We start from the raw sequence: 22,063 nt of genomic DNA on the forward strand, positions 1-22,063 counted from the left end.
GGGGCGGGCAGCCGCGTTGCACCGGCACCGTCGCCTCCTTCGAATTCACTGCTGCCGAGGGTTCAATGTTCGACCGGATTCGCCCGCATTCGCGCTCCTGGACGCTGCTCGCCGCCGTCGCGCTCGTCGCGTTCAACGCCGGCTGCACGTCCCCGTCCACGCCGCTGTCGGGCGCGGTGGTGCCCGTCGCCGCCGCCTCGGGCGCCGCCGTGCCGCTGCCCGGCTTCCACGCGCCCGAGCTGTCGTCCGGCTGGACCGACAAGCCGGGCTGGACCTCGCAGCACTTCATGATCGCCGCCGCGAACCCGCTCGCGACGCAGGCCGGCTACGACATGCTGAAGGCCGGCGGCACCGCGATCGACGCGGCGATCGCCACGCAGATGGTGCTCGCGCTCGTCGAGCCGCAATCGTCGGGAATCGGTGGCGGCGCGTTCATGCTGTACTTCGACGGCAAGGCGACGCAAGCCTACGACGGCCGCGAAACCGCGCCGGCCGCCGCGACCGACCGCCTTTTCTACGGGCCGACCGGCCAGCCGATGAGCTTCTACGAAGGTGTCGTCGGCGGGCGCTCGGTCGGCACGCCGGGCGTGCTGCGCATGCTCGACGCCGCGCATCGCGCGCACGGCAAGCTGCCGTGGCGCCGGCTGTTCCAGCCGGCGATCCGGCTCGCCGAGCACGGCTTCACGATCAGCCCGCGGCTCGCGACGCTGATCGCCAACGACAGGTACCTGAAGAACGACCCGGCCGCGCGCGCGTACTTCTACAACCCGGACGGCACGCCGAAGGCGGCCGGCACGGTGCTGAAGAACCCCGCGCTCGCGACCGTGCTGCGCCAGGTCGCCGACCGCGGCGCGAACGCGTTCTACAGCGGCGCGATCGCGCGCGACATCGTCACGAAGGTGCGCAAGCATCCGACCAACCCGGGCCTGCTGTCGCTGCAGGATCTCGCGCGCTACAAGGCGAAGGTGCGCGCGCCGCTGTGCGCCGACTACCGGCGCTCGGTCGTGTGCGGGATGCCGCCGCCGTCGTCGGGCGGCCTCGCGATCGCGCAGATGCTCGGCATCCTCGAAGCGATGCCCGACTGGCAGCAGATCGGCGCGCAGAAGCCGGTGCGCAACGACGTCGGCTACGAGCCGACACCGTTCGCCGCGCACCTGTTCAGCGAGGCCGGACGCCTCGCGTATGCGGACCGCGCGCGCTATGTCGCCGATCCCGATTTCGTGCCGCTGCCTGGTGGCAGCTGGGCCAGCCTCACCGACAAGTCCTATCTCGCGCAGCGCGCGCACCTGATCGGCGACAGCAGCATGGGCGTGGCCCAAGCCGGCACGCCGCAGGGCGCGACGCTCGCGATGGCCGACGACCGCAGCCCCGAGCTGCCGTCGACGTCCGACATCGCGATCGTCGACCGCTACGGCCAGGCACTGTCGATGACGACCAGCATCGAGGACGCGTTCGGTTCGCGGCTGATGGTGCGCGGCTTCATGCTGAACAACCAGCTCACCGATTTCTCGTTCGTGTCGAACGACAACGGCCGGCCGGTCGCGAACCGCGTGCAGGCCGGCAAGCGGCCGCGCTCGGCGATGTCGCCGGAGCTGGTGTTCGACAAGAAGACGAAGCAGGTGACGATGATCGTCGGCTCGGCCGGCGGCCCCGCGATCATCAATCACGTCGCGAAGACGCTGGTGGGCGTGCTCGACTGGGGGATGACGATGCAGCAGGCGATCGCGCTGCCGAACTTCGGGTCGATGAACGGACCGACGCAGCTCGAACGCGGCCGCGTGTCGGAAGCGCTCGCCGACGGGCTGAAGGGCCGCGGGCACGACGTGCAGGTCGTCGAGATGAACTCCGGGCTGCAGGGGATCCAGCGGCTGAACGTGCAGGGGCAGACGGTGTGGTTCGGCGGCGCGGATCCGCGGCGGGAAGGCGTGGCGATGGGGGAATGAGGGTCCCCAGGCGTGGCGGCGCGGCCCGCTACGCGATGTCGTCCGGCCGCCTGGCCGTGACGACGCGTTGGCGTGCCCGACGCGCGCGGGCCACTCACTGTCCGCCCGCTCGGTCCACCTTGTGCATCGTGCTCGACGCACGCATGTGTCCCGCACCATCCGTATCAATTTCGTATTCGTCTGATCGACGGCCCTTGCGTCAATCCGTATAGTCGGCCGCTTGTTTCGGCGTAGTCCTCCTATCCAGGCGGGTCGTCGGCAGCGACGGCATGTTGCCGCCCCCCTCGACGACACCATCACGCAGTCAACGCGCCGCCGGGAAAAGGACACGTCGGTATCGTGACGGCGCCTCGTCAGCCCGCGTCGACCAATATCATAAATTAATAAGGACTGCGACTCATATATTGGCCAGCATCCCCTTCCGCTCTTCCGGTCACTCGCGCCGCACCGCTTGCGCCACCCGCCTCTCGAAACTCGCCATCGCCATTGCCATTGCCATGCTTGCACCGGGCTACGGTCAGGCCGCCGATCTGGTGCTGGAGAATCTCATCGTCAACAGTGGTTCGGGCGGCACGCCGATTACCTCGGGAGCCGGCTCGATCGCCATCGGGCCCGGTGCGAAGGCAAACGGCGAGACCGGCGGCGATTACTCGGCCATCGCGATCGGCGCAGACTCCAGCGCCAATGGCCAAGCCACGATTGCGATCGGTGAAAAGGCCAGCGTTCACGGCGACCGGTCGAGCGCGTTCGGCGTCTCGTCGAGCGTCAATGCGAACCGCGCGCTCGCGCTCGGCGCGGACACGAAAGTGACCGCACACGATTCGGTGGCGCTGGGCCAGGGCAGCGTCGCCGACCGCGCCAAGACCGTCTCGATCGGCCAAGCCGGCAACGAGCGCCAGCTCGTCAATCTCCGCGCCGGCACGAAGGACACCGACGCGGTCAACCTGTCGCAGCTCAAGCCGGTCGTCGAGGCGCTCGGCGGCGACGCCGCGATCAACGCGGACGGGAGTGTGCGCGGCCCGAACTACAAGATCGACGGCCAGTCGTTCAACGACGTCGGCAGTGCGCTGACGAATCTCGACGAACGCGCCAGGGCCAACACGCAATCGATCACGACGCTCGACGGGCGTGTCACGAACGTCGAAGGCGACGTCCGATCCATCCGCATCGACGTCGACGATCTCGGCACGCGCCTCGACAACGGCACCACCGGCCTCGTGCGCCAGGACCCCGCGAGCCTCGCGATCTCGATCGGCGCGAACAAGGGCGGCACGTCGGTAAGCCTCGCCGGTACGGACGGTACGCGCGTACTGACCGGACTGTCGAACGGCGTCGACGACACCGACGCCGTGACCATCGCGCAGTTGAAGGCGACCGGCCTGATCGACCCGAACGGCAAACAGCTCGGTGCGCTCGTGTACGACGATCTGACACTCGCCCGCGCGACGCTCGGCGGTGTCGGCGGCACGCTGCTTGCCAACGTCGCGCCCGGCCTGATCGCAGCGGGCAGCCTGGAGGCCGTCAACGGCGGGCAACTCTTCACGATGCAGCAGAAGATCGACTTGCTCGACATGCGCCTGACGAACTTCGAGAACGACAAACCCACGAGCCCACCGCCCGGCGGCAACCACGGCAACGACTTCGCGCAGCTCGGCGACGGCTCCGGCGCAACGGGATCGAACTCGCTTGCACTCGGGCAAAACTCGAAGGCATCCGGTGACGACAGTGTCACGCTCGGCAACAACTCGACGGCATCGGGCAAGAACTCGGTCGCGCTCGGCAACAACTCCGTCGCCGATCGCGACGACACGGTCTCCGTCGGCGCACCGGGCCAAGAGCGGCAGATCACCAACGTCAAGGCCGGCACCGCGCCGACCGATGCCGTGAACGTGCAGCAGCTGCACGACCAGATCGGCAGCGTGCGTAACGACATCGACCACTATCGTCGCGACGCCAGCGGCGGCATCGCATCCGCCGTCGCCATCGCGAACCTGCCGCAGGCGTCGCTGGCCGGCGAAAGCATGGTGTCGATCGCCGGCGGCACGTACAGCGGGCAGTCGGCCGTTGCGTTCGGCCTGTCCACCGCCACGCGCAACGGGCGCTGGGTGGTCAAGGCATCCGGTTCCACCAATACGCGCGGCACGGTCGCGGTCGGCGCCGGCGCCGGGTATCGCTGGTAAGTCGTCCTCTCGCAGTCACCGGCATCATGCGACAGGGGCCGGGCTTCGCTCGACGCGAAGCCCGGCCCCTCTTTCGTTCGCGGCGCGGAACAATCGACCTCCGTCCCCCCCCGGTGCGACTCGCAGCCTATCCGCGCCCCTTCCACGGCACGATCCGCCGCTCGACCCACCGCATCGCGAGATCGAACAGCCACGCGATCGCGCCGATGATCAGGATCCCCATCACGACGATGTCGGTGCGCAGGAAGCTCGACGCATTGAGCACCATCTGCCCGAGCCCGGCGGTCGCGGCGACCATCTCGGCCGCGACGAGCGTCGTCCAGCCGAAGCCGATCGCGATCCGCAGCCCGGTGAGAATCTCCGGCAGCGCGGCCGGCAGCACGACATGCCGCACGATCTGCGCGAAGCTGCCGCCGAGCGAATACGCGGCGTTGATCTGCTCGACCGTCGCCGCGCGCACGCCGGCGCGCGCCGCCATCGCGATCGGCGCGAAGCACGCGAGGAAGATCACGACGAGCTTCGCCGTTTCATCGATGCCGAACCAGATCACGACGAGCGGCAGGTACGCGAGCGGCGGCAGCGGCCGGTAGAACTCCAGCAACGGATCGAGCACGCCGCGCGCGACGCGGCTCACGCCCATCAGGATGCCGGCCGGCACGCCGATCGCGGTCGCGAACAGAAACGCACCGAACACGCGCGCCGCACTCCACAGCAGGTGCTCGGACAGCGGCAGCCCACCCTGAATGCGGCCATGCCAGGCATCGACGAATGCCGTCCACACGGCTTCCGGCGCGGGCAGGAACAGCGGCGGCAGCCACTGGCGATGCGTGGCGACCCACCACAGCACGGCCAGCACCGCGACCGTCGCCGTGCTCAAGGCCGCCGTCTTCCCCTCCCCCGGCAACCGGTAGCGACGCGACGACGGCGCACGACGCTCCGTCGCTCGAGTCTGCATGCGATCGCCCTGCTCGAAACCCGCGGCCGTTCCGTCGGCCGCCCACGAATCTTGCGTGCTCATGCTGTCCTGCCTGTGCAAAGTGCTGATCCGACCGCGTCCGACCGACGCGCCCTGTCGCGCGAGTTCATGCATCACGCGGCCGCCTCGGCCGCTTCGTCGCGATGCAGGTACGCGATCAGCCGCTCGCGCCACGCGATGAAATCCGGTGAAGACTTCACCGCGCGCGCATCGCGCGATTCGACGTAGCGGCGCGCGAACGGCAGTTCGAAGGTTTCCGCGATCCGGCCGGGGCCGGGCGTCATCACGACGAGACGCGTCGCGAGGAACAGCGCCTCCTCGACATCGTGCGTAATGAAGAACACCGTCTTGCCGGTACGCGCCCATACGTCGAGCACGAGCGCCTGCATCGTGCCGCGCGTCATCGCGTCGAGCGCGCCCATCGGCTCGTCCATCAGCAGCACGCGCGGGTCGCTCGCAAGTGCGCGCGCGATGCCGACACGCTGCTGCATCCCGCCCGACAGCTCGTACACGCGCGCATGCGCATGAGCGTCGAGCCCGACGAGCGCGAGCATCTCCCGCGCCCGCGCCGCGCGTTCGGCCTTCGACACGCGCGCGAAGCGCAGCCCGAGCGCGACGTTGTCGAGCACGTCGAGCCACGGCAGCAGCGCGTACTTCTGGAACACGACGCCGCGATCGGCGCCGGGGCCCGTGACCGGCACGCCGTCGACGCACACCTCACCGGTGGTCGGCGCGACGAAGCCCGCCATGCAATTCAGCAGCGTCGTCTTCCCGCATCCGGACGCGCCGAGCGCGACGACGAATTCACCGGCATCGATGCGCAGGTCGACGCGCGCGAGCGCCTGCGTCGTCGGCCTGCCGCGCTCGCCCGGATAGGCAACCGATACCTGACGGACTTCCAGCGTGCTCATGCTCGGGACTCCGCGATGATCGCCGCTTAGCGCGCGGCCTTCTGCACGAACTGCGGATCGACGCCGGCCGAATAGTCGGCGAGCACCGTCTGGATCGTGCCTTGCGATTTGAGGAACGTGGCGGTCGCCGCCAGCGACTTCGCGGCCCCCGACTGTGCGCCGCCACCGAGCCACGTCGGCGACGCCTGCTCGGCTGCCGTCGGGAAGGCATAAAGCGCAAGGCTGGCCGGTACGTCCTGCGCGTTCGCGCCCGATACCTTCGCGACCGCCGCGACCTGCGGCGAACCGACCTTCCACGCCGCCGCATGCGCGCGATAGTCGGCATCGGCGGCCGCGAGCACCTTCACGAAGCGCGTGACGAACTCGGGGTTCTCGCGCGCGAACTTGCGGCTCACGACGAAGCCGTCGAAGGTCGCCTTGCCGCTTTCTTTCGCAACCTGGCCGGACGTCGTCAGCACGGTGCCCGACTGCTTGACCTTCGCGAGCACCGGATCCCAGATGTAGGTCGCGTCGATGTCGCCGCGTGCCCACGCCGCCGCGACTTCGGGCGGACGCAGGTTGACGATCTTCACGTCGTTCGGATTGACGCCCGCGGCCTGCAGCGCGACGAGCGTGTGGAAATGCGACGTCGACACGAACGGCACGCCGATCTTCCTGCCCTTCAGCGATGCGATGCTGGAGACGCCCGAGCCGTTGCGTGCGACGAGCGCCTCGGCGTCGTTGATGTTGTCGAGCACCCAGAACAGCGAGATGTCGAGCCCCTGCGACAGCCCGGCCGCGATCGGGCTCGAGCCGGCTTCGCCGAGCTGCACGGAGCCCGACGCGAGTGCGCGGATCACGTCGGCGCCGCTGTCGAGCTTGCGGAACGTGACCTTGTAGCCGGTCGCCTTTTCGACTTCACCGCTCGCCTGCGCATAGCGCCACGGCACCACCATGTCCTGGTACGCGATCACGACTTCGCGCGTTTCGGCGTGCGCCGCGCCGAGCGCGGCAAAGGCGGTCAGCGCGACGACGGCGCGGCGGATGAAGCTGAAACGGGACATGCGGCTCTCCTTCGGAATGCGGGCATTGCTGCGGGAGAGCCGACTATAGGAGCTTTGCGCGCGGCGGGAGCGAACTTATCCTGCGAAGCTATCGATGCCGTTTCAGCTTTGCTTTTCATGCTCGACCGGATTGCACGTCCGGTCGGGTGGCGATTGCCGTGCGAACGCAGGAATGGCGTCCGCATCAACAAAAAAGCCCGCATCGCTGCGGGCTTTCTTTGGTTTCGCCGGAAGACGGCGAAGCAAGAACGCTCAGACCACCCCGGCCCCATGCGCCTGCAGATCGGCGTGATAGCTCGAGCGCACCATCGCGCCGACGGCCGCGTGCGTGAAGCCCATCTTGTACGCCTCTTCCTCGTACATCTTGAAGGTATCGGGATGCACGTACGCCCGCACCGGCAGGTGGTGCTCGGACGGCTGCAGGTACTGGCCGATCGTCAGCATGTCGACGTCGTGCGCGCGCAGGTCGCGCATCACCTGCAGGATTTCCTCTTCGGTTTCGCCGAGGCCGACCATCAGGCCCGACTTCGTCGCGACGTCCGGATGCAGCGCCTTGAAGTCCTTCAGGAGCTTCAGCGAGTGCGCGTAGTCCGAACCCGGGCGCGCTTCCTTGTACAGGCGCGGCACCGTTTCGAGGTTGTGGTTCATCACGTCCGGCGGCGCGGCGTTCAGGATCGAGATCGCGCGGTCGAGACGGCCGCGGAAGTCCGGCGTCAGGATCTCGATGCGCGTTTCCGGCGACTGCTCGCGCACTTCGCGGATGCACTCGACGAAGTGGCCGGCGCCGCCGTCGCGCAGGTCGTCGCGGTCGACGCTCGTGATCACCACGTACTTGAGCTTCAGCGCGCCGATCGTGCGCGCGAGGTTCTTCGGCTCGTCCGGATCCAGCGGATCGGGGCGGCCATGGCCAACGTCGCAGAACGGGCAGCGGCGCGTGCACTTGTCGCCCATGATCATGAACGTCGCGGTGCCCTTGCCGAAGCATTCGCCGATGTTCGGACAGCTCGCCTCCTCGCACACCGTATGCAGGTTGTGCTCGCGCAGGATCGTCTTGATCTCGTTGAAGCGCGAGCTGCCGGTGGCCGCCTTCACGCGGATCCACTCGGGCTTCTTCAGCTTCTCGATCGGAATGACCTTGATCGGGATGCGCGCCGTCTTCGCCTGCGCCTTCTGCTTGGCGGTCGGATCGTAGGCAGGGGTCGCGGCCGAATCGGCCGGTGCGGGGGAAGCGGTAACGTCAGTCATTCGAATGTTGTTCCAGTGCCTGCGGCTTGTCGGCGGTCGCGGATGCGCCGTCGAGGTTGGCGATCAGACGGCGCACCAGCGTGTGGGCGACGTCGTTCCAGTCGGCGGCAACCTCGAGGCTCGCCATGTCGACAGTTTCCAGTCCGGCATAGCCGCACGGGTTGATCGCAAGAAACGGGCGCAGATCCATCTTCACGTTCAGGCTCAGCCCGTGATAGCTGCAGCCGTTGCGGATCTTCAGGCCGAGGGCCGCGATTTTCGCGCCCTCGTGCACGCCGGACGCCACGTAGATCCCGGGCGCACCCGCCTTGCGGACCGAAGCGAGATTATACGCCGCGAGGGTTTCGATCACGGCCTCCTCGATCTTCGTCACCAGCGTGCGCACCATCAGCTTGCGCCGGCGCAGGTCCAGCAGCAGGTACGCGACGATCTGGCCGGGGCCGTGGTAAGTGATTTGCCCGCCGCGGTCGACCTTCACGAGCGGCACGCCGCTGTCGGCCACCAGCAGGTGGGCCGGGTCGCCGGCCTGGCCGAGCGTGTAGACGGGCGGGTGCTCGACCAGCCAGATCTCGTCGCCGGTGTCGGCGGTGCGCGTGTCGGTGAACGCGCGCATCGCGTCGAAGCTCGCCTCGTAGGTCTCGATGCCCCGCCACCGCACGGTGACCGGCGGGGCCGGCTGATCCGGGGACCCGGCGGGCGATGCGGAAACGGCAACAGGCGTGGACACGATGGAAACCGGCGAAACGGACATGGGCGGTAGTTTACCGAAAACCCGTGGGTCTCGCCGGCCTGGGGAGGGGGACGGATCGCCGGTATCCGTCGGAGGAAATGATGGTCAGACGGTGCGCCATCCGTCATGGAGCAGCGCGGACAGGCGTTCGCGCAGCCGGGCCAGCCCGCCAAGCGCGACTTCCCGGGGCGGCCGCGATACCGAGAACGCCACGCGCGTGCCCTCTCGGCCTTCCGCGCTGAGCCACAGCCGCTCGCCGCGGCGCAGCTTCAGCGTTTCGCCGTCGACCAGGAAGTAGTCGTTGACGTCGTTGCTGCGCGTCGCCCACACCGGCCCGCTCTGGACGATCAGTCGCGTGCTGCGTTGTACCTTCATCGGCACGGTTTCGCCCGCCGGGATTTCGAACGTGATGCTTGAAGAAATTTCTTGCATGATCGACTCCGCCAATAAGTGCTTCGATGGCTACAATCGTAGTCACTCCAAGGCGTCGGACAAAACGACCAATTTTCACGTCGATGTGAGGAAAATTAGCAAATGGACCTCCGCCAGCTACCTGCGTTGAACGCGATTCGCGCGTTCGAAGCCGCCGCCCGTCACGAGAATTTCTCGCGCGCCGCCGACGAGCTGTTCGTCACGCACGGCGCGGTCAGCCACCAGGTCCGCGCACTCGAGGAGGAGCTCGGCGTGCAGCTGTTCACGCGCAACGGCAAGCGGCTGTGCCTGACCGACGCCGGCATGCGCTACGCGCAGCAGATCCGCACCGCGCTGATGGTGATCGCCGATGCGACCCGCGACGTGCGCGCGAGCGACCGCGACCGGCGGCTCGTGGTGTCGATGCTGTCGTCGTTCGCCGCGCGCTTCATCACGCCGCGCATCGGCACGTTCATCGAGCGGCATCCGGAAATCGACGTCGAGCTGCAGTCGACCAACTCGCTCACCGATTTCGCGCGCGACGACGTCGACATCGCGATCCGCTTCGGTCAAGGCAACTATCCGGGGCTCCATGTCGAGCCGCTGTTCGACGAGGTGTTCTTTCCGGCGTGCGCGCCGACGCTCAATGGCGGCAAGCTGCCGCAAACGCCCGCGGATCTCGTGCACTACAACCTGCTGCGCTCGGACGACGAGCTGTGGCGGCCGTGGTTCGACGCGGCCGGGCTCAAGACGCTGACCGAGCCGAAACGGGGGATTCTTTACCAGGATTCGTCGAACCTGCTGCTGGCCGCGATCGACGGCCAGGGCATCGCGCTGGTGCGCCGCTCGCTCGCGGTGCACGACCTGCTCGACGGGCGCATCGTGCGCCTGTTCGACATCGACGGGCCGAGCCCGTGGCACTATTTTTTCGTGTGTCCGCCGCCGCTCGTGAACACGCCGCGCGTGCAGGCGTTCAGGACCTGGCTGCTTCAGGAAGTCGCCGAATACAAGCGGCTGTGCGACGAGCTGGACGCGCGGCGCGCGGCGGGGAAGACCCCCGCCGAGTGCGCGCAGGAAGGAGGATGGAGGGCGCTTAGAGTACGACCTTGACCATCGGATGGCCGGTCAGTGCGCGGTAGATATTGTCGAGCTGTTCCTGGCTCGTCGCCCGCACGGTGATCGTGAGGCCCGTGTAATTACCGCCGCTCGACGCACGCTCCTCGATCTTCTCGACGTCGATCTCGTTGTCGTGAACGGCGACGACCTTGAAGATCGTGTCCTTGAACTCGGGGTGCGCCTTGCCCATGATCTTGATCGGGAAATCGCACGGGAACTCCAGCAGCGACTCCTTCCGGGTATCGATTGCGCCTGTCACCTCGATGGTTTTGGTCGGTTCGCTCATCATTTGCTCCGGGTTAGGTCAAACTGTTCAAACTCGCGCGCTTTCGCGCGCTGGTACGCGTCGTACAACGCCGCGAATACGGGGCCCGGCTTGCCGCCATGCACGGGCAGATCGTCGAGCGACGTGACGGGCAGCACTTCCTTCGTGGCCGACGTGATCATGATTTCGTCGGCTGCGCGCAACTCCACTTCGCTGATCTCGCGTGCGACGAACGGAATCTTGCATTCGTCCGCCAGTTCCTCGATCAGCGCGTAGCGGATCCCCTCGAGAATCTTGTTGCTGCGCGGCGGCGCGAGCAGCTCGCCGTTCTTCACGATCCACACGTTCGACGACGAGCCTTCCGTCAGGTTGCCGTCGCGCAGCTGCAGCGTCTCGAACGCATCGCGCTCGGCCGCATGCTGCGCCATCAGCACGTTGCCGAGCAGCGAGATCGACTTGATGTCGCAATGCAGCCAGCGACGATCCTCGGCCGTCACGCAGCGCACGCCCTTCGCGCGCTCCTCTTCCGACGGCAGGCGCAGCGGGCTCGTCATCACGAACACCGTCGGCACCGCGTTCGCCGGGAACGCGTGGCCGCGCTTCGCGACGCCGCGCGTCACCTGCAGGTAGACGAGCGCGTTGGCCGCGCCGAGCCCTTCGGCATTCGCCGCGACGACGCGCTCGATCAACGCCCGCCAGCCCGCGTCGTCGTGCGGGCTCGCGATGCCGATCTTCTTCAGGCTGCGCTCGAGCCGTGCCAGATGCTGCTCGATCCGGAACGGCACGTGCGCGCCGTCGTGCGCATAAACGGGGACGACTTCATACACGCCGTCGCCGAAGATGAACCCGCGGTCGAGCACCGGTACACGGGCTTCCGACAGCGGCACCATTTCCTCCTGCGACGAGACGCTGAGGTAGACGATCGGTTCGAATTCGGCTTGGCTCATAGCTATGTCAGATGGGGATGAAGTCGCGAAAACAAAGGCCCGTCGTGCTTACTTCTTCTTGCTGAACATCAGCAGGATCGAGTCCCAGATACGCCCGAAGATACCCGCTTCCGGCACGGCCTGCAGCGCGACGACCGGGAATTCCGACAGCGTCTTGCCGTCGGCGACGATCTTCACGGTGCCGACCTGCTGGCCTTCCGCGAGCGGCGCGATCAGCGGCGCGTTGACGTCGACTTCCGTCTTGATCTTGTCGCCGAGGCCGCGCGGCACGGTCGCCCACTGGTCGGCCTTCACGCCGACCTGCACGGTGTTGTCCTTGCCCTTGTAGATGCGCGGCGTCGACATCGCCTGGCCGCCCTTGAACAGGCGCACCGAATCGAACGCGCTGTAGCCGTAGTTCAGCATCTTCATGCTGTCCTGCGTGCGCTCGCCTTCCTTCTGCTCGCCCATCATCACCGACACCAGGCGGCGCTGGCCGTCCACGCCCGGGATCGCGCGCTTCGCCGACGCGATCAGGCAGTAGCCGGCCGCTTGCGTATGGCCCGTCTTCAGGCCGTCGACCGTCGGGTCGAGCCACAGCAGGCGGTTGCGGTTGCCCTGGCGGATGTTGTTGTACTTGAATTCCTTCTCCGAGAAGATGCTGTAGTACTGCGGAAAATCGCGGATCAGGTGCGCGGACAGCTTCGCGAGGTCGCCGGCCGTCGTGTAGTGGTTCGGGTCGGGCATGCCGTTCACGTCGGCGAAGTGCGTGCCCTTCATGCCGAGGCGCTGCGCCTCGTCGTTCATCAGCGTGACGAACTGCCCTTCGCTGCCGCCGACGAGTTCGGCCAGCGCGATCGCGGCGTCGTTGCCCGACTGGATGATCATCCCGTACACGAGGTCATGCACCGACACCGGCTTGTTCGCCTCGATGAACATGCGCGACTCGTCGCGGCCGACGCGGCGCACGGCTTCGCTCGGCGTGACGATCTGCTCCATCGAGATCTTCTTCTTGTCGAGCGCCTCGAACACGAGGTAGGCGGTCATCAGCTTCGTCAGCGACGCGGGCTCGACGCGCTCATCGGCATTGCCCGACGCGAGCACCGTGTTGCTGGTCGCGTCGACGAGCACCCACGAGCGCGCATTCACGCCCGGCGGCGGCACCGCGCCCGGCATGTAGGTCGCGGGCGCGCCGGTGAACTGCTCGGTGGCGGCCGGCGCTGCATGCGCGGCCTTGGCCTTGGCGGCCGGCTTCGCCTCGGCGACGACGATCGTCGAGGCGAGCGCGACGGGCAGCATCACGCCGAGCGCGACGTTGCGCGCGGCGGTGCCGAAGGCGATGGAGGAAGCGAGGGACTTGAGGCCTTGGGGAGACAGACGCATGATCGATTCAGGCTGATGGCAGAAAGTGCGGTGCGAAACGCGCAGGGTTGAACGGCAAGGCGGCGGGCGTTTCGGGCACTCGCCCGACATCATCGGGCGACGCGAAACGCGCCGGTTGGACTCGTGCGGACGCGTTCGGTTCGCGGCCGTCGCGAGCGGGCGGACAGGCGGCGAAACGAGCGCCGCAATGGGCCCAGCCGGGCCGCGGGCGACGCGGAATCCGGCCATTATACGTGGGCGCGCAGGGCGTTTTCGCGAACCTGGCGCCGGACAGTTGCACATCCGCATCGGGCGCGGGGTGACGACGAGCTGCCCGTCGCCGCACACGAAGGGGTGCGAAAGGCATGCGCAGGCGAGGTGGAAGCGGGGTGGCGCCGCACGGTGCGGCGCGATGTCGCGTGGGGGAACGCGCGTCCGGCGCGTGCCGGAGATCCTGGGTGAGATGCGACGCGGGTGCCGGCGTTACGCCCGCACCCGCGCGCGGGCTAGCGCCATGCGTCGACGATGATGCGCTTCAGCACGTGCAGCTTGCGATGCAGGAAATGCTCGGCGCCGGGGATCACGACGACCGGCAGTTCCTGCGGCCGCGCCCAGTCGTACACGGAAGCGATCGGCACCGTGTCGTCGGTTTCGCCGTGGATCACGAGCGTGTTCTCCGGCACGTCGGCCACCTGCCAGCGGCTCGCGGCCGTGCCGACGAACACCATCCGCTCGATCGTCTCGCCCGCGTCGCGCAGCCGCTTCGCGACGTGCGACAGCACGAAGGTGCCGAACGAGAAGCCGGCGAGCACGAGCGGCAGGTCCGCATACGCGGGCTGCGCGCGCATGTGCGCGAGCACCGCGAGCAGGTCGTCGGCTTCGCCGGTGCCGTTGTCGTGCACGCCTTCGGTCGCACCGACGCCGCGGAAGTTCGACCGGAACACGACGTAGTTCAACTGTACGAGCGTGCGCGCGAGGGTTTGCGCGACCTTGTTGTCCATCGTGCCGCCGAACAGCGGATGCGGATGCGCGACGAGCGCGATGCCGCGCGGCGCGGCGCCGCTCTCGCGCACGGCGTCGGGGAGGTCGACGGCGATTTCGATCTGCCCGACCGGGCCCGCGATCAGCGACTTCTGCGTATGAACGTTCATTGCGCCGGCCCGCTCAGATCTTCAGGCGGTCGACGACCTTGCCGTCGCGCAGGTGCGATTCGACGATCTCGTCGATGTCGGCCTGGTCGACGTACGTGTACCACGTGCCTTCCGGATACACGACCATCACGGGCCCTTCCTCGCAGCGGTCGAGGCAGCCGGCCTTGTTGATGCGAACCTTGCCGGGCCCTGAGAGGCCGAGTTCCTTCACGCGCTTTTTCGCGTATTCCTGCATGGTCTGCGCGTCGCATTGCGCGCAGCTCGGGCGTTCGGCGCCCGGTTCGCGCTGGTTCAGGCAGAAGAAGACGTGGTGCTGGTAGTAGGAATCCATGATGGTGACGAGCGGTGCGGCGCGAGGCCGTGCGGAAAGAGGAGCGGTTGCCGCCGCGCGGGGCAACGGCGGGTTCGGACGATTATAGCGACCGGCGCACGCCGCTGCCTGCGATACCGCCGCCGCGCCACATCAGCCCCCGCGTCAGCGGCGCAGCACGGCCGGCAGCCATGCATGCTCGACGCGTTGGCCGAGCCAGATCAGCGCCGCGTAGGGCCAGATCCACGCGAGCCAGCGCGCGAGGCTGTTGAAGTGCACGTAGCGGCCCTGCCGCCAGCCCGACAGCGTGAAATCGAAGAACGGATTGACCGGCAGCAGGTTCACGAGCGCCACGCCGGCCAGCAGCGCGAGCACCGCAAGCGTCGCGCGCCAGGTCGCCGGCACGTGCAGCGCGACGAGCGCGGCCGCGAACCCGAGTTCGATCCCGAGCCGCGCGCCGGGCGTCGCCCATACGACGACGAGGCCGGTGGCCGACTGCATGAACGTCGCGGCCGCCTTCAGCACGAGCGTCGCGACGACGAGCGCGATCAGGAGCCGGATGCGCGGCGCGCGCGGCCGCATCGCGAGCGACGCGATCGTCAGCGCGGCGAACAGCATCAACCCGCCGAGCGCGGCCTCCCAACCGGAGTCGGACAGCCAGCCGTCGACGCGCTCCGGCCATTCGCCCACGCGCCACGCGGCCGGCAGCCACGCGAGCAGCGCGTCCTGCATCGACACGTCGGCGCGCTCCCACAGCGCGGCCGGCCAGTCGCCGATGCCGAACAGGAACGGCGACGGAAACAGGATCGCGAACGGCCACAGCCCGGCGAGCAGCAGCGGCGTCGCGCCGTCGTCCTCGAACCACGCGAAGCGCAGCCGGCGCAGCGCGCCGCGATCGAGCAGCGCACCGGTGGCTGGCGCGACGAGCGCGGCGCCCAGCAGCGCGCCGAGCGCGTTGGCCGCGAGATCGAGATTCGACGCGACGCGCGTCGGCAGGTAGGTTTGCAGCGCTTCCATCGCGCCCGACAGCAGCACGCCGAGCCCGGCCGCGATCAGCGTCGCGGCCACGCCGCGCCAGCGCGGGTGCAGCGCGAGCACGGCAAGCGCGCCGAACGGCATATAGCCGAGCACGTTCGTGACCACGTCGAACGCGGTCACGTAGCGCTGCATCGGCGCGAACAGGTAGTCGAACGGCCCGATGCCGAGCGACACCCAGCCTGCGAACGGGTACAGCGACGCGTAGACGATGAGGGCCGCGTAAGCGGCAAAGGCCTGCCGCGCGAGCGGCGATGCGCGAAGGGTGCCGGTCGCGCTCATCGCGGCTGCGCGGCACGCGTCACGGCGTGCCTGCGTACGCCTGCATGCCGACCCACGCGGCGATCTGCGACACGAGCTGGTCGCTTGCCGTCGCGAGCGCGCGGGCGCCGCCCGCCGCGTCCGGCGTGCTGGACGGTGCGCGTGCCACGAACGTGCGCTGGCCGAGCACCTTGCCGTCCAGCATCAGCGTCGCGCGCGCGGTGACGGCGCCGTGGCTCTGCGACTGGCCGTCGAACACCTGTTCGAATTCGTTCAGGTCGACCTTGAGCGTCGGCGCGCGCACGCCGTCGGAGCCTTCGAGCACCGTGCCGCGCGACGACAGCGCGCCGCGCAGCCGCTGCGTGAGCAGTTGCGCGGGCGGCGCGGTCCAGCGGCTGTCGCGATAGACGGCCACGTGCTGCGCGTCCACGTACGCGAGGCGGTACGCGAACTTGTCGGAGTCGAGCGCGTCGGGCGCGGCGACGTCGAGCACCTTCAGCGCGGGGCCCGGGCCTGCGGTCACGACCGACGTGGCCGGCCCGAGGTCATAGCGGACATTCGACAGCACCGCGCTGTTGCCGGCGCAGCCGGCCGCGAGCGACAGCGTCAGCACGGCAAGCGCGGCCGCGGCGGGACGCAGCGCGCGGTCAAGGATTCGTGGCATGGCGTGTTCCTGCATGATGTTTCCGGGTTCGATGGGTGTCACTGCCCGGCCGTCGCACCCGGCCAGACGAAGCCCGGCTCGCCGGGCCCCGGCGCCGCGCCGGGCGAACCGAACAACAGACTGCGCGGATTGCGGCCAAGTTCACCGGCCACGTCCTTCAATTGCCGCGATGCGTCGCCGACGCTGCCGGCCAGCGCGTTGAAACGCGGCAGCGTGTCGTACTGCACACGCGAGTTGAGACCGTTCAGCGCAACGCTGATCTGCTCGGCGGCCGTGCCGGCCTTGTTCAGGTTCGACACGAGCGGACCGTTCGGCTGCAGCAGCGTGTTCGCCGACGCCATCGCGCGGTTCACCTCGTGCATCGTTTCCGGCAGCGCGGTGACCGCCGGGCCGAGCTGCTTCGTCAGCGCGGTGGCGCCATCGGCCGCGTGCTGCAGGCTTTCGGCGGTCGCGCGCAACTGCTCGCGCATCTCGGGCGACATCAGCGCATTCGCGCTCTTCGCGGCCAGTTCGAGCTGCCGCAGCAGCACGTCGCCGCGCTCCTGGATCTGGTCGAACAGGCTCGGCCGCATCGGGATCTGCGCGATCGCCTTCGGCGACGACGGCAGCGGTGCCAGGTCGCGGCCCGTGTCCTCGAGCTGCACGAACGCGATGCCCGTCACGCCCTGGAAGCCGAGGCTGCCGTAGGTCGACTGCGTGATCGGCGCGTCGTGGTCGACGAGGATGCGGATCCGGATCTGGCCCGGGTGCGCGCGATCGAAGCCGATCGACTGCACCTTGCCGACGTCGAGGCCGCGAAAGCGCACGGCCGCGTCCGGGAACAGGCCCGTCACGTTGGTGCGCGCGAGCAGGTCGTACGGCACGCGCACGGTGCGGTCGACGTTGAACCAGAACACGGTGCCCGCGATCGCGAGCGTCAGCGCGATCGTGAACAGGCCGGCCCAGAACGCATGTGATTTGTTTTCCATTCGCGGATTCCTTCGTGCCTACAGCTCGACGCTCGACAGCGCCGGTTCGAGGGCCGCCTTCGGCAGCTTCGCGCGCCGCTCGGGCGGCAGCGCCTGCAATGCGCGGCGCCCGCGCAGCCCCAGGAAATATTCGTGGATGAACGGATGGTCGACGTTCGCGGCCTCCTCGACCGGCGCGGCGACCAGCACCTTGCGGTCGGCCAGCACCGCGACGCGCGTCGACAGCGCGACCATCGTGTCGAGATCGTGCGTCACCATCACGACGGTCAGCCCGAGCGTGCGATGCAGTGTCGCGATCAGCTCGACGAATTCGTCCGACGCCTGTGGATCGAGGCCGGCCGTCGGCTCGTCGAGGAACAGCAGCTCGGGCTCGAGCGCGATCGCGCGCGCGATGCCGACCCGCTTGACCATCCCGCCCGACAGCGCGGCCGGCATCTTCGACGCGTGCTTGCACGGCAGCCCGACCATCTCGAGCTTCAGCATCACGATGTCGTGCAGCAGGTCCGGCGGCACGCGGCCGAGCTCGCGCAGCGGCTGCGCGACGTTGTCGAACACCGTCATCGACGAGAACAGCGCGCCCTGCTGGAACAGCATCCCGGAGCGCGTGCGCATCATCCGCGCGCTCGCGTCGTCGATCGTCGCCGTGTCCTCGCCGAATACCTTGATCGTGCCCGACGTCGGCCGCTCGAGGCCGAGGATCTGCCGCACGAGCGTGGTCTTGCCCGAGCCCGATCCGCCGACGATCGACACGATCTCGCCGCGCCGCACGTCGAAGTCGAGCTTCTGGTGAACAATGTTGCGCCCGTAGCGCTTGGTCAGGTTGCGCACCTCGATCACGAGGTCGCCGCCGTCGGGCGCCGCGGCCGGCCCGTTGCCGACCGACCCGGCGCCGATGGCCGCGGCGTGCGCGGTCGTTTCGTTCGATGCGTTCATCCGAGCCCCACGTTCTGGAACAGGATCGCGAACACCGCGTCGGCGAGGATCACGACCGTGATCGACGTCACGACCGACGTGGTCGTGCCTTCGCCGAGGCTTTGCGAGTTCGCCTTGATCCGGAAGCCGAAATGGCAGGCGACCAGCGCGATCAGCATGCCGAACACGACGCCCTTGCCGACCCCGATGTACAGGTTCGCGATCGGCACGACGCCCGGCAGCGAGCGCACGAAATAGTTGACGTCGATGCCGAGCACGAGCTTCGCGGCGAGCGCGCCGCCCGTCAGCGCGATGATGTTGGTCCACATCACGAGCAGCGGCATCGCGATGCCGAGCGCGAGCACGCGCGGCAGGATCAGCCGCAGCCCGTGCGGGATGCCCATCACGCGCATCGCGTCGAGCTCCTCGGTCACGCGCATCACGCCGATCTGCGCGGTGATCGCCGAGCCCGAGCGGCCCGCGACGAGAATCGCCGACAGCACCGGGCCGAGCTCGCGGATCACCGACAGCCCGAGGATGTTCACGATGTAGCGGTTCGCGCCGAACATCTGCAACTGCTGCGCGGACAGGTAGCTGAGCACGATGCCGATCAGGAACGCGACGAGCGCGGTGATCGGCAGCGCCTGCGCGCCGGCGCTGTAGATGTTCGCCGAGGTCTCCTTCCACGGCATCGTCTTCGGGCGGCGCAGCACCGACAATGCATCGAGGATCACGAGGCCGAACATCGCGATACCGCCCTTCAGGTGTTCGCCGAACGCGAACAGCATGAAGCCGAGGCGCGTGATCGGGCCGAAGCGTACCACTCGCTCGGGCGCCTCGCGCTCGCTGTCGAGCCGCTCGATGCGCTCGAAGATCGTGCGCTGCGTGGTGCTCAGCGCGACGCCGGCCGGCAGCTTGCGGCCCCACACGCGCCACAGCGCCTGGCCGCCGACGTGGTCGAGCCGCTCGATGCCGGACAGATCCCATTCGCTCACGCGCCCGGACGCGATGCTCGCGATACGGCGCGCCACCGCGCCGCGATTGCGTGCAAGCGCGAGCGCGGTCCACTGGCCGGTCAGGCGCACCGTCTGGCCCTGGCCGCCGGCGTCGACCGACAGGCCGGGAGGAGTCTCGAAGTCCAAGGGCGGATTGTTTGCAAAGAGGTGACAGCGGCCATTGTAGCGAACCGCCCGGCGACGCGACGTGAGGATTTCCGTCGGGGCGCGCAGCCCGGGCGGCAAGCTTGGGGGCGCATAGCTGCGGGCGGCGAGCTCGGCGCGCGCAGCGGAGGGGCCCGCCGGAACCGGCCCGAAGCCGTCGCCGGCCACCGCCCGCTGCCGACGTCGCAACCTTTCATTGTTCCGTCACGATTCCTTTCGATACTCTCACGCGCCGCACATCAGGCCGTCGGCGCCACGCGCCGCCAATCGTTGCGACTCTCGCCTTTCATAAAACAGAACACCGAACAGGACAACCGATGCGTCTCCCCCTGCGTTCCCGCCGTCGCGTGCCGGCCATCGCCGCGCTCGCCAGCCTCGCCTTCCTCCTCGCCGCCTGCGGCGGCGACGACGTCACCTCGCCGCCCGCGACGCCGCCGGCGGCCCAGGCGCCCGTCGGCACGACGGCCACGCTCGCGCTGCTCGAGACGACCGACCTGCACACCAACGTGCTGTCGTATGACTATTTCAAGCTCGCCGCCGACAACTCGCTCGGCTTCGAGCGCGTGTCCACGCTGATCGCGCAAGCGCGCGCGCAGTATCCGAACACGCTGCTGCTCGACAACGGCGACACGATCCAGGGCACCGCGCTGTCGGACTACCAGGCGCTCGTGAAGCCGGTCGGCTGCGACCAGACGCTCGCGATCTACAAGGTGATGAACGCGGCGAAGTTCGACGGCGGCGGGATCGGCAACCACGAATTCAACTACGGGCTGCCGTACCTGTCGCAGGTGACCGGCAACACGTTCGAGGTCGACGGCCTGCCGGCGCCGGCCCAGCAGAAGAAGTGCGCGGGCCCGAACTTCCCGCAGGTGCTCGCGAACGTGATCAGCGCGAAGACCAACGCGCCGCTGTTCACGCCGTACACGATCCTGACCCGCACCGTGACCGCGACGACGCCGGACGGCAAGACGGTCAGCGCGCCCGTGAAGATCGGCATCATCGGCTTCACGCCGCCCGCGATCATGAGCTGGGACAAGCGCTGGCTCGACGGCAAGGTCTACACGACCGGCCTGAAGGAAGCCGCCGAGAAGTACATTCCGGAGATGCGCGCGAAGGGCGCCGATCTCGTCGTCGCGATCTCGCACGGCGGCCTCGACAATTCCGCGTATTCGCCGACGATGGAGAACGGCAGCTGGTGGCTGTCGAAGGTGACCGGCATCGACGCGATGCTGATCGGCCACTCGCACCAGGTGTTCCCGGACGCGAACAGCACCGTGTCGCAGTTCAACCTGCCGGGCGTCGACAAGGTCAAGGGCACCGTCAACGGCGTGCCGACCGTGATGGCCAACTACTGGGGCAAGCACCTCGGCGTGATCAAGCTCGGCCTGAAGTTCGACGGCAAGACGTGGAGCGTCGACAAGTCGCAGACGACCGTCGAGGCGCGGCCGATCCAGAACGCCGACAAGAGCTACGTCGCGGCCGATCCGTCCGTGTCCGCCGCGATCGCCGCCGAGCACCAGGCGACCATCGACTACGTGAAGACGCCGATCGGCTCGACCGACTACCGGATGAACTCGTACTTCGCCGATGTCGGCGATCCGGGTGCGATCCAGATCGTCAACGAGGCGCAGGCCGACTACGTGAAGACCTACGTGCAGGCGAACCTGCCGCAATACGCGTCGCTGCCGGTGCTGTCGGTCAGCGCGCCGTTCAAGAGCGGCTTCGGCGGCGGCACCGACTACACCGACGTCGCGCCGGGCGCGCTCGCGATCAACAACGCGGCCGACCTGTACCTGTACCCGAACACCGTGTACGCGGTGAAGGTGAGCGGCGCCGACGTGAAGAACTGGCTCGAAACGGCCGCGAAGCGCTTCAACCGGATCGACCCGACCAAGGCGACCGTGCAGCCGCTCGTCAGCACGTTCCCCGGCTACAACTTCGACATGTTCACGTCGGCCGACCTCGCGTATGAAATCGACGTCACGCAGCCGGTCGGCAACCGGATCAAGAACCTGACGTACAAGGGTGCGGCGATCGACCCGAACGCGCAGTTCATCGTCGCGACCAACAACTACCGCGCGAGCGGCGGCGGCAACTTCCCGGGCCTCGACGGCAGCAAGACGATCTTCGCGTCGCCCGACGCGAACCGCGACGTGCTGATCGCGTTCGTCAAGAAGCGCGGCGCGATCACGCGCGTGGCCGACGGCGCGCAGCGCAGCTGGCGCTTCACGAAGCTCGCGAGCTCGGTCGCGCACGTGCAGTTCACGTCCGCGCCGAACCGCCTCGGCGACGCGGCGGCGGCCGGCCTGACCGGCATCACGCAGGTCGCGGCCGACGACGGCTCGGGCAAGAACCTCGCCACCTACGAAATCGACCTCACGCAATGAGACCCGCGATGCAACCGATCCGGACGATGCGGCCGGCCGAAACCGGCCTCGCCGCCGCCGCGCGGCGCCTGCTGCGCGCGAAACTCCCGCCGGCCGCGCTGCTCGCG

Annotated in this window: 20 protein-coding genes and 1 pseudogene; 5 read left to right on the top strand and 16 right to left on the bottom strand. The window is 68.5% G+C overall.

Annotated features, from left to right (window positions below; all coding sequences use genetic code 11):
• Window positions 1-65 precede the first annotated feature (65 nt).
• Together ggt and G3N96_RS22200 are read left to right on the top strand one after the other, a co-directional pair.
• Window positions 66-1,943, top strand: coding sequence for a gamma-glutamyltransferase (ggt, locus tag G3N96_RS22195; RefSeq protein WP_206138477.1), 1,878 nt, complete (start codon window positions 66-68; stop codon window positions 1,941-1,943).
• Window positions 1,944-2,212: 269 nt separating this feature from the next.
• Entirely contained in the window at window positions 2,213-4,123 is a 1,911-nt protein-coding gene (locus G3N96_RS22200; RefSeq protein WP_206138478.1) for a YadA-like family protein, read from the top strand.
• A 127-nt stretch (window positions 4,124-4,250) separates the two neighbouring features.
• Here the strand turns inward: G3N96_RS22200 and G3N96_RS22205 are convergent, their stop codons facing one another.
• The 6 genes from G3N96_RS22205 to G3N96_RS22230 form a co-directional block, all read right to left on the bottom strand.
• Window positions 4,251-5,213 (bottom strand): ABC transporter permease subunit, encoded by a 963-nt coding sequence (locus G3N96_RS22205; protein WP_206138486.1) that lies wholly within the window; start codon window positions 5,211-5,213, stop codon window positions 4,251-4,253.
• Window positions 5,213-6,010: an ATP-binding cassette domain-containing protein gene (locus G3N96_RS22210; protein ID WP_206138479.1), complete on the bottom strand. Its 798-nt coding sequence runs from the start codon at window positions 6,008-6,010 to the stop codon at window positions 5,213-5,215. Before G3N96_RS22210 ends, G3N96_RS22205 begins: the two co-directional genes overlap by 1 nt.
• 26 nt (window positions 6,011-6,036) lie before the next feature.
• Complete coding sequence (gene tauA, locus G3N96_RS22215) at window positions 6,037-7,053, bottom strand: taurine ABC transporter substrate-binding protein (protein WP_206138480.1); 1,017 nt, start codon at window positions 7,051-7,053, stop codon at window positions 6,037-6,039.
• 252 nt (window positions 7,054-7,305) lie between these two features.
• Window positions 7,306-8,298, bottom strand: coding sequence for a lipoyl synthase (gene lipA, locus G3N96_RS22220; protein WP_039346279.1), 993 nt, complete (start codon window positions 8,296-8,298; stop codon window positions 7,306-7,308).
• Window positions 8,291-9,049 (bottom strand): lipoyl(octanoyl) transferase LipB, encoded by a 759-nt coding sequence (gene lipB / locus G3N96_RS22225; RefSeq protein ID WP_206138481.1) that lies wholly within the window; start codon window positions 9,047-9,049, stop codon window positions 8,291-8,293. Before lipB ends, lipA begins: the two co-directional genes overlap by 8 nt.
• A gap of 84 nt (window positions 9,050-9,133) precedes the next feature.
• On the bottom strand, window positions 9,134-9,460 hold the full coding sequence (locus G3N96_RS22230) for a DUF2917 domain-containing protein (protein ID WP_089426664.1): 327 nt from the start codon (window positions 9,458-9,460) through the stop codon (window positions 9,134-9,136).
• 102 nt (window positions 9,461-9,562) lie between these two features.
• Here G3N96_RS22230 and G3N96_RS22235 point away from each other — a divergent pair, with 102 nt between their 5' ends.
• A complete protein-coding gene (locus G3N96_RS22235) occupies window positions 9,563-10,549 on the top strand; it encodes a transcriptional regulator GcvA (protein ID WP_124582911.1) in 987 nt (328 codons plus the stop codon).
• On the opposite strand, the gene G3N96_RS22240 is transcribed toward G3N96_RS22235, so the two are convergent.
• From G3N96_RS22240 to G3N96_RS22285, 10 genes are all read right to left on the bottom strand, one after another.
• Entirely contained in the window at window positions 10,533-10,841 is a 309-nt protein-coding gene (locus G3N96_RS22240; RefSeq protein WP_011353335.1) for a YbeD family protein, read from the bottom strand. The genes G3N96_RS22235 and G3N96_RS22240 overlap by 17 nt on opposite strands.
• On the bottom strand, window positions 10,841-11,767 hold the full coding sequence (locus G3N96_RS22245; RefSeq protein WP_124582913.1) for a D-amino acid aminotransferase: 927 nt from the start codon (window positions 11,765-11,767) through the stop codon (window positions 10,841-10,843). Before G3N96_RS22245 ends, G3N96_RS22240 begins: the two co-directional genes overlap by 1 nt.
• Before the next feature lie 48 nt (window positions 11,768-11,815).
• Complete coding sequence (locus tag G3N96_RS22250; protein WP_124582915.1) at window positions 11,816-13,129, bottom strand: D-alanyl-D-alanine carboxypeptidase family protein; 1,314 nt, start codon at window positions 13,127-13,129, stop codon at window positions 11,816-11,818.
• Window positions 13,130-13,614: 485 nt separating this feature from the next.
• Window positions 13,615-14,259, bottom strand: coding sequence for an alpha/beta hydrolase (locus tag G3N96_RS22255; protein WP_034198940.1), 645 nt, complete (start codon window positions 14,257-14,259; stop codon window positions 13,615-13,617).
• 13 nt (window positions 14,260-14,272) lie between these two features.
• The gene (locus tag G3N96_RS22260; RefSeq protein WP_089441108.1) at window positions 14,273-14,590 is read right to left on the bottom strand and encodes an NAD(P)H-dependent oxidoreductase subunit E; all 318 of its coding nucleotides are present in this window, start codon (window positions 14,588-14,590) and stop codon (window positions 14,273-14,275) included.
• Between the two features lie 144 nt (window positions 14,591-14,734).
• A complete protein-coding gene (locus G3N96_RS22265; protein ID WP_206138482.1) occupies window positions 14,735-15,886 on the bottom strand; it encodes a VanZ family protein in 1,152 nt (383 codons plus the stop codon).
• Between the two features lie 19 nt (window positions 15,887-15,905).
• The gene (locus G3N96_RS22270; protein WP_089461833.1) at window positions 15,906-16,529 is read right to left on the bottom strand and encodes a PqiC family protein; all 624 of its coding nucleotides are present in this window, start codon (window positions 16,527-16,529) and stop codon (window positions 15,906-15,908) included.
• 38 nt (window positions 16,530-16,567) lie between these two features.
• Window positions 16,568-17,497: an MlaD family protein gene (locus G3N96_RS22275; RefSeq protein WP_206138483.1), complete on the bottom strand. Its 930-nt coding sequence runs from the start codon at window positions 17,495-17,497 to the stop codon at window positions 16,568-16,570.
• A gap of 18 nt (window positions 17,498-17,515) precedes the next feature.
• Window positions 17,516-18,430: an ABC transporter ATP-binding protein gene (locus tag G3N96_RS22280; protein WP_206138484.1), complete on the bottom strand. Its 915-nt coding sequence runs from the start codon at window positions 18,428-18,430 to the stop codon at window positions 17,516-17,518.
• On the bottom strand, window positions 18,427-19,551 hold the full coding sequence (locus tag G3N96_RS22285) for an ABC transporter permease (protein WP_124582925.1): 1,125 nt from the start codon (window positions 19,549-19,551) through the stop codon (window positions 18,427-18,429). Before G3N96_RS22285 ends, G3N96_RS22280 begins: the two co-directional genes overlap by 4 nt.
• 335 nt (window positions 19,552-19,886) lie before the next feature.
• On the opposite strand from G3N96_RS22285, the gene G3N96_RS22290 reads away from it, so the two are divergent.
• Complete coding sequence (locus G3N96_RS22290) at window positions 19,887-21,956, top strand: bifunctional 2',3'-cyclic-nucleotide 2'-phosphodiesterase/3'-nucleotidase (protein ID WP_206138485.1); 2,070 nt, start codon at window positions 19,887-19,889, stop codon at window positions 21,954-21,956.
• A gap of 8 nt (window positions 21,957-21,964) precedes the next feature.
• Window positions 21,965-22,063 (top strand): annotated as a pseudogene (locus G3N96_RS39310) (sel1 repeat family protein); the annotation flags it as partial.

It is taken from the genome of Burkholderia sp. Se-20373 (assembly GCF_017104705.1).
Classification (GTDB): Bacteria; Pseudomonadota; Gammaproteobacteria; order Burkholderiales; family Burkholderiaceae; genus Burkholderia.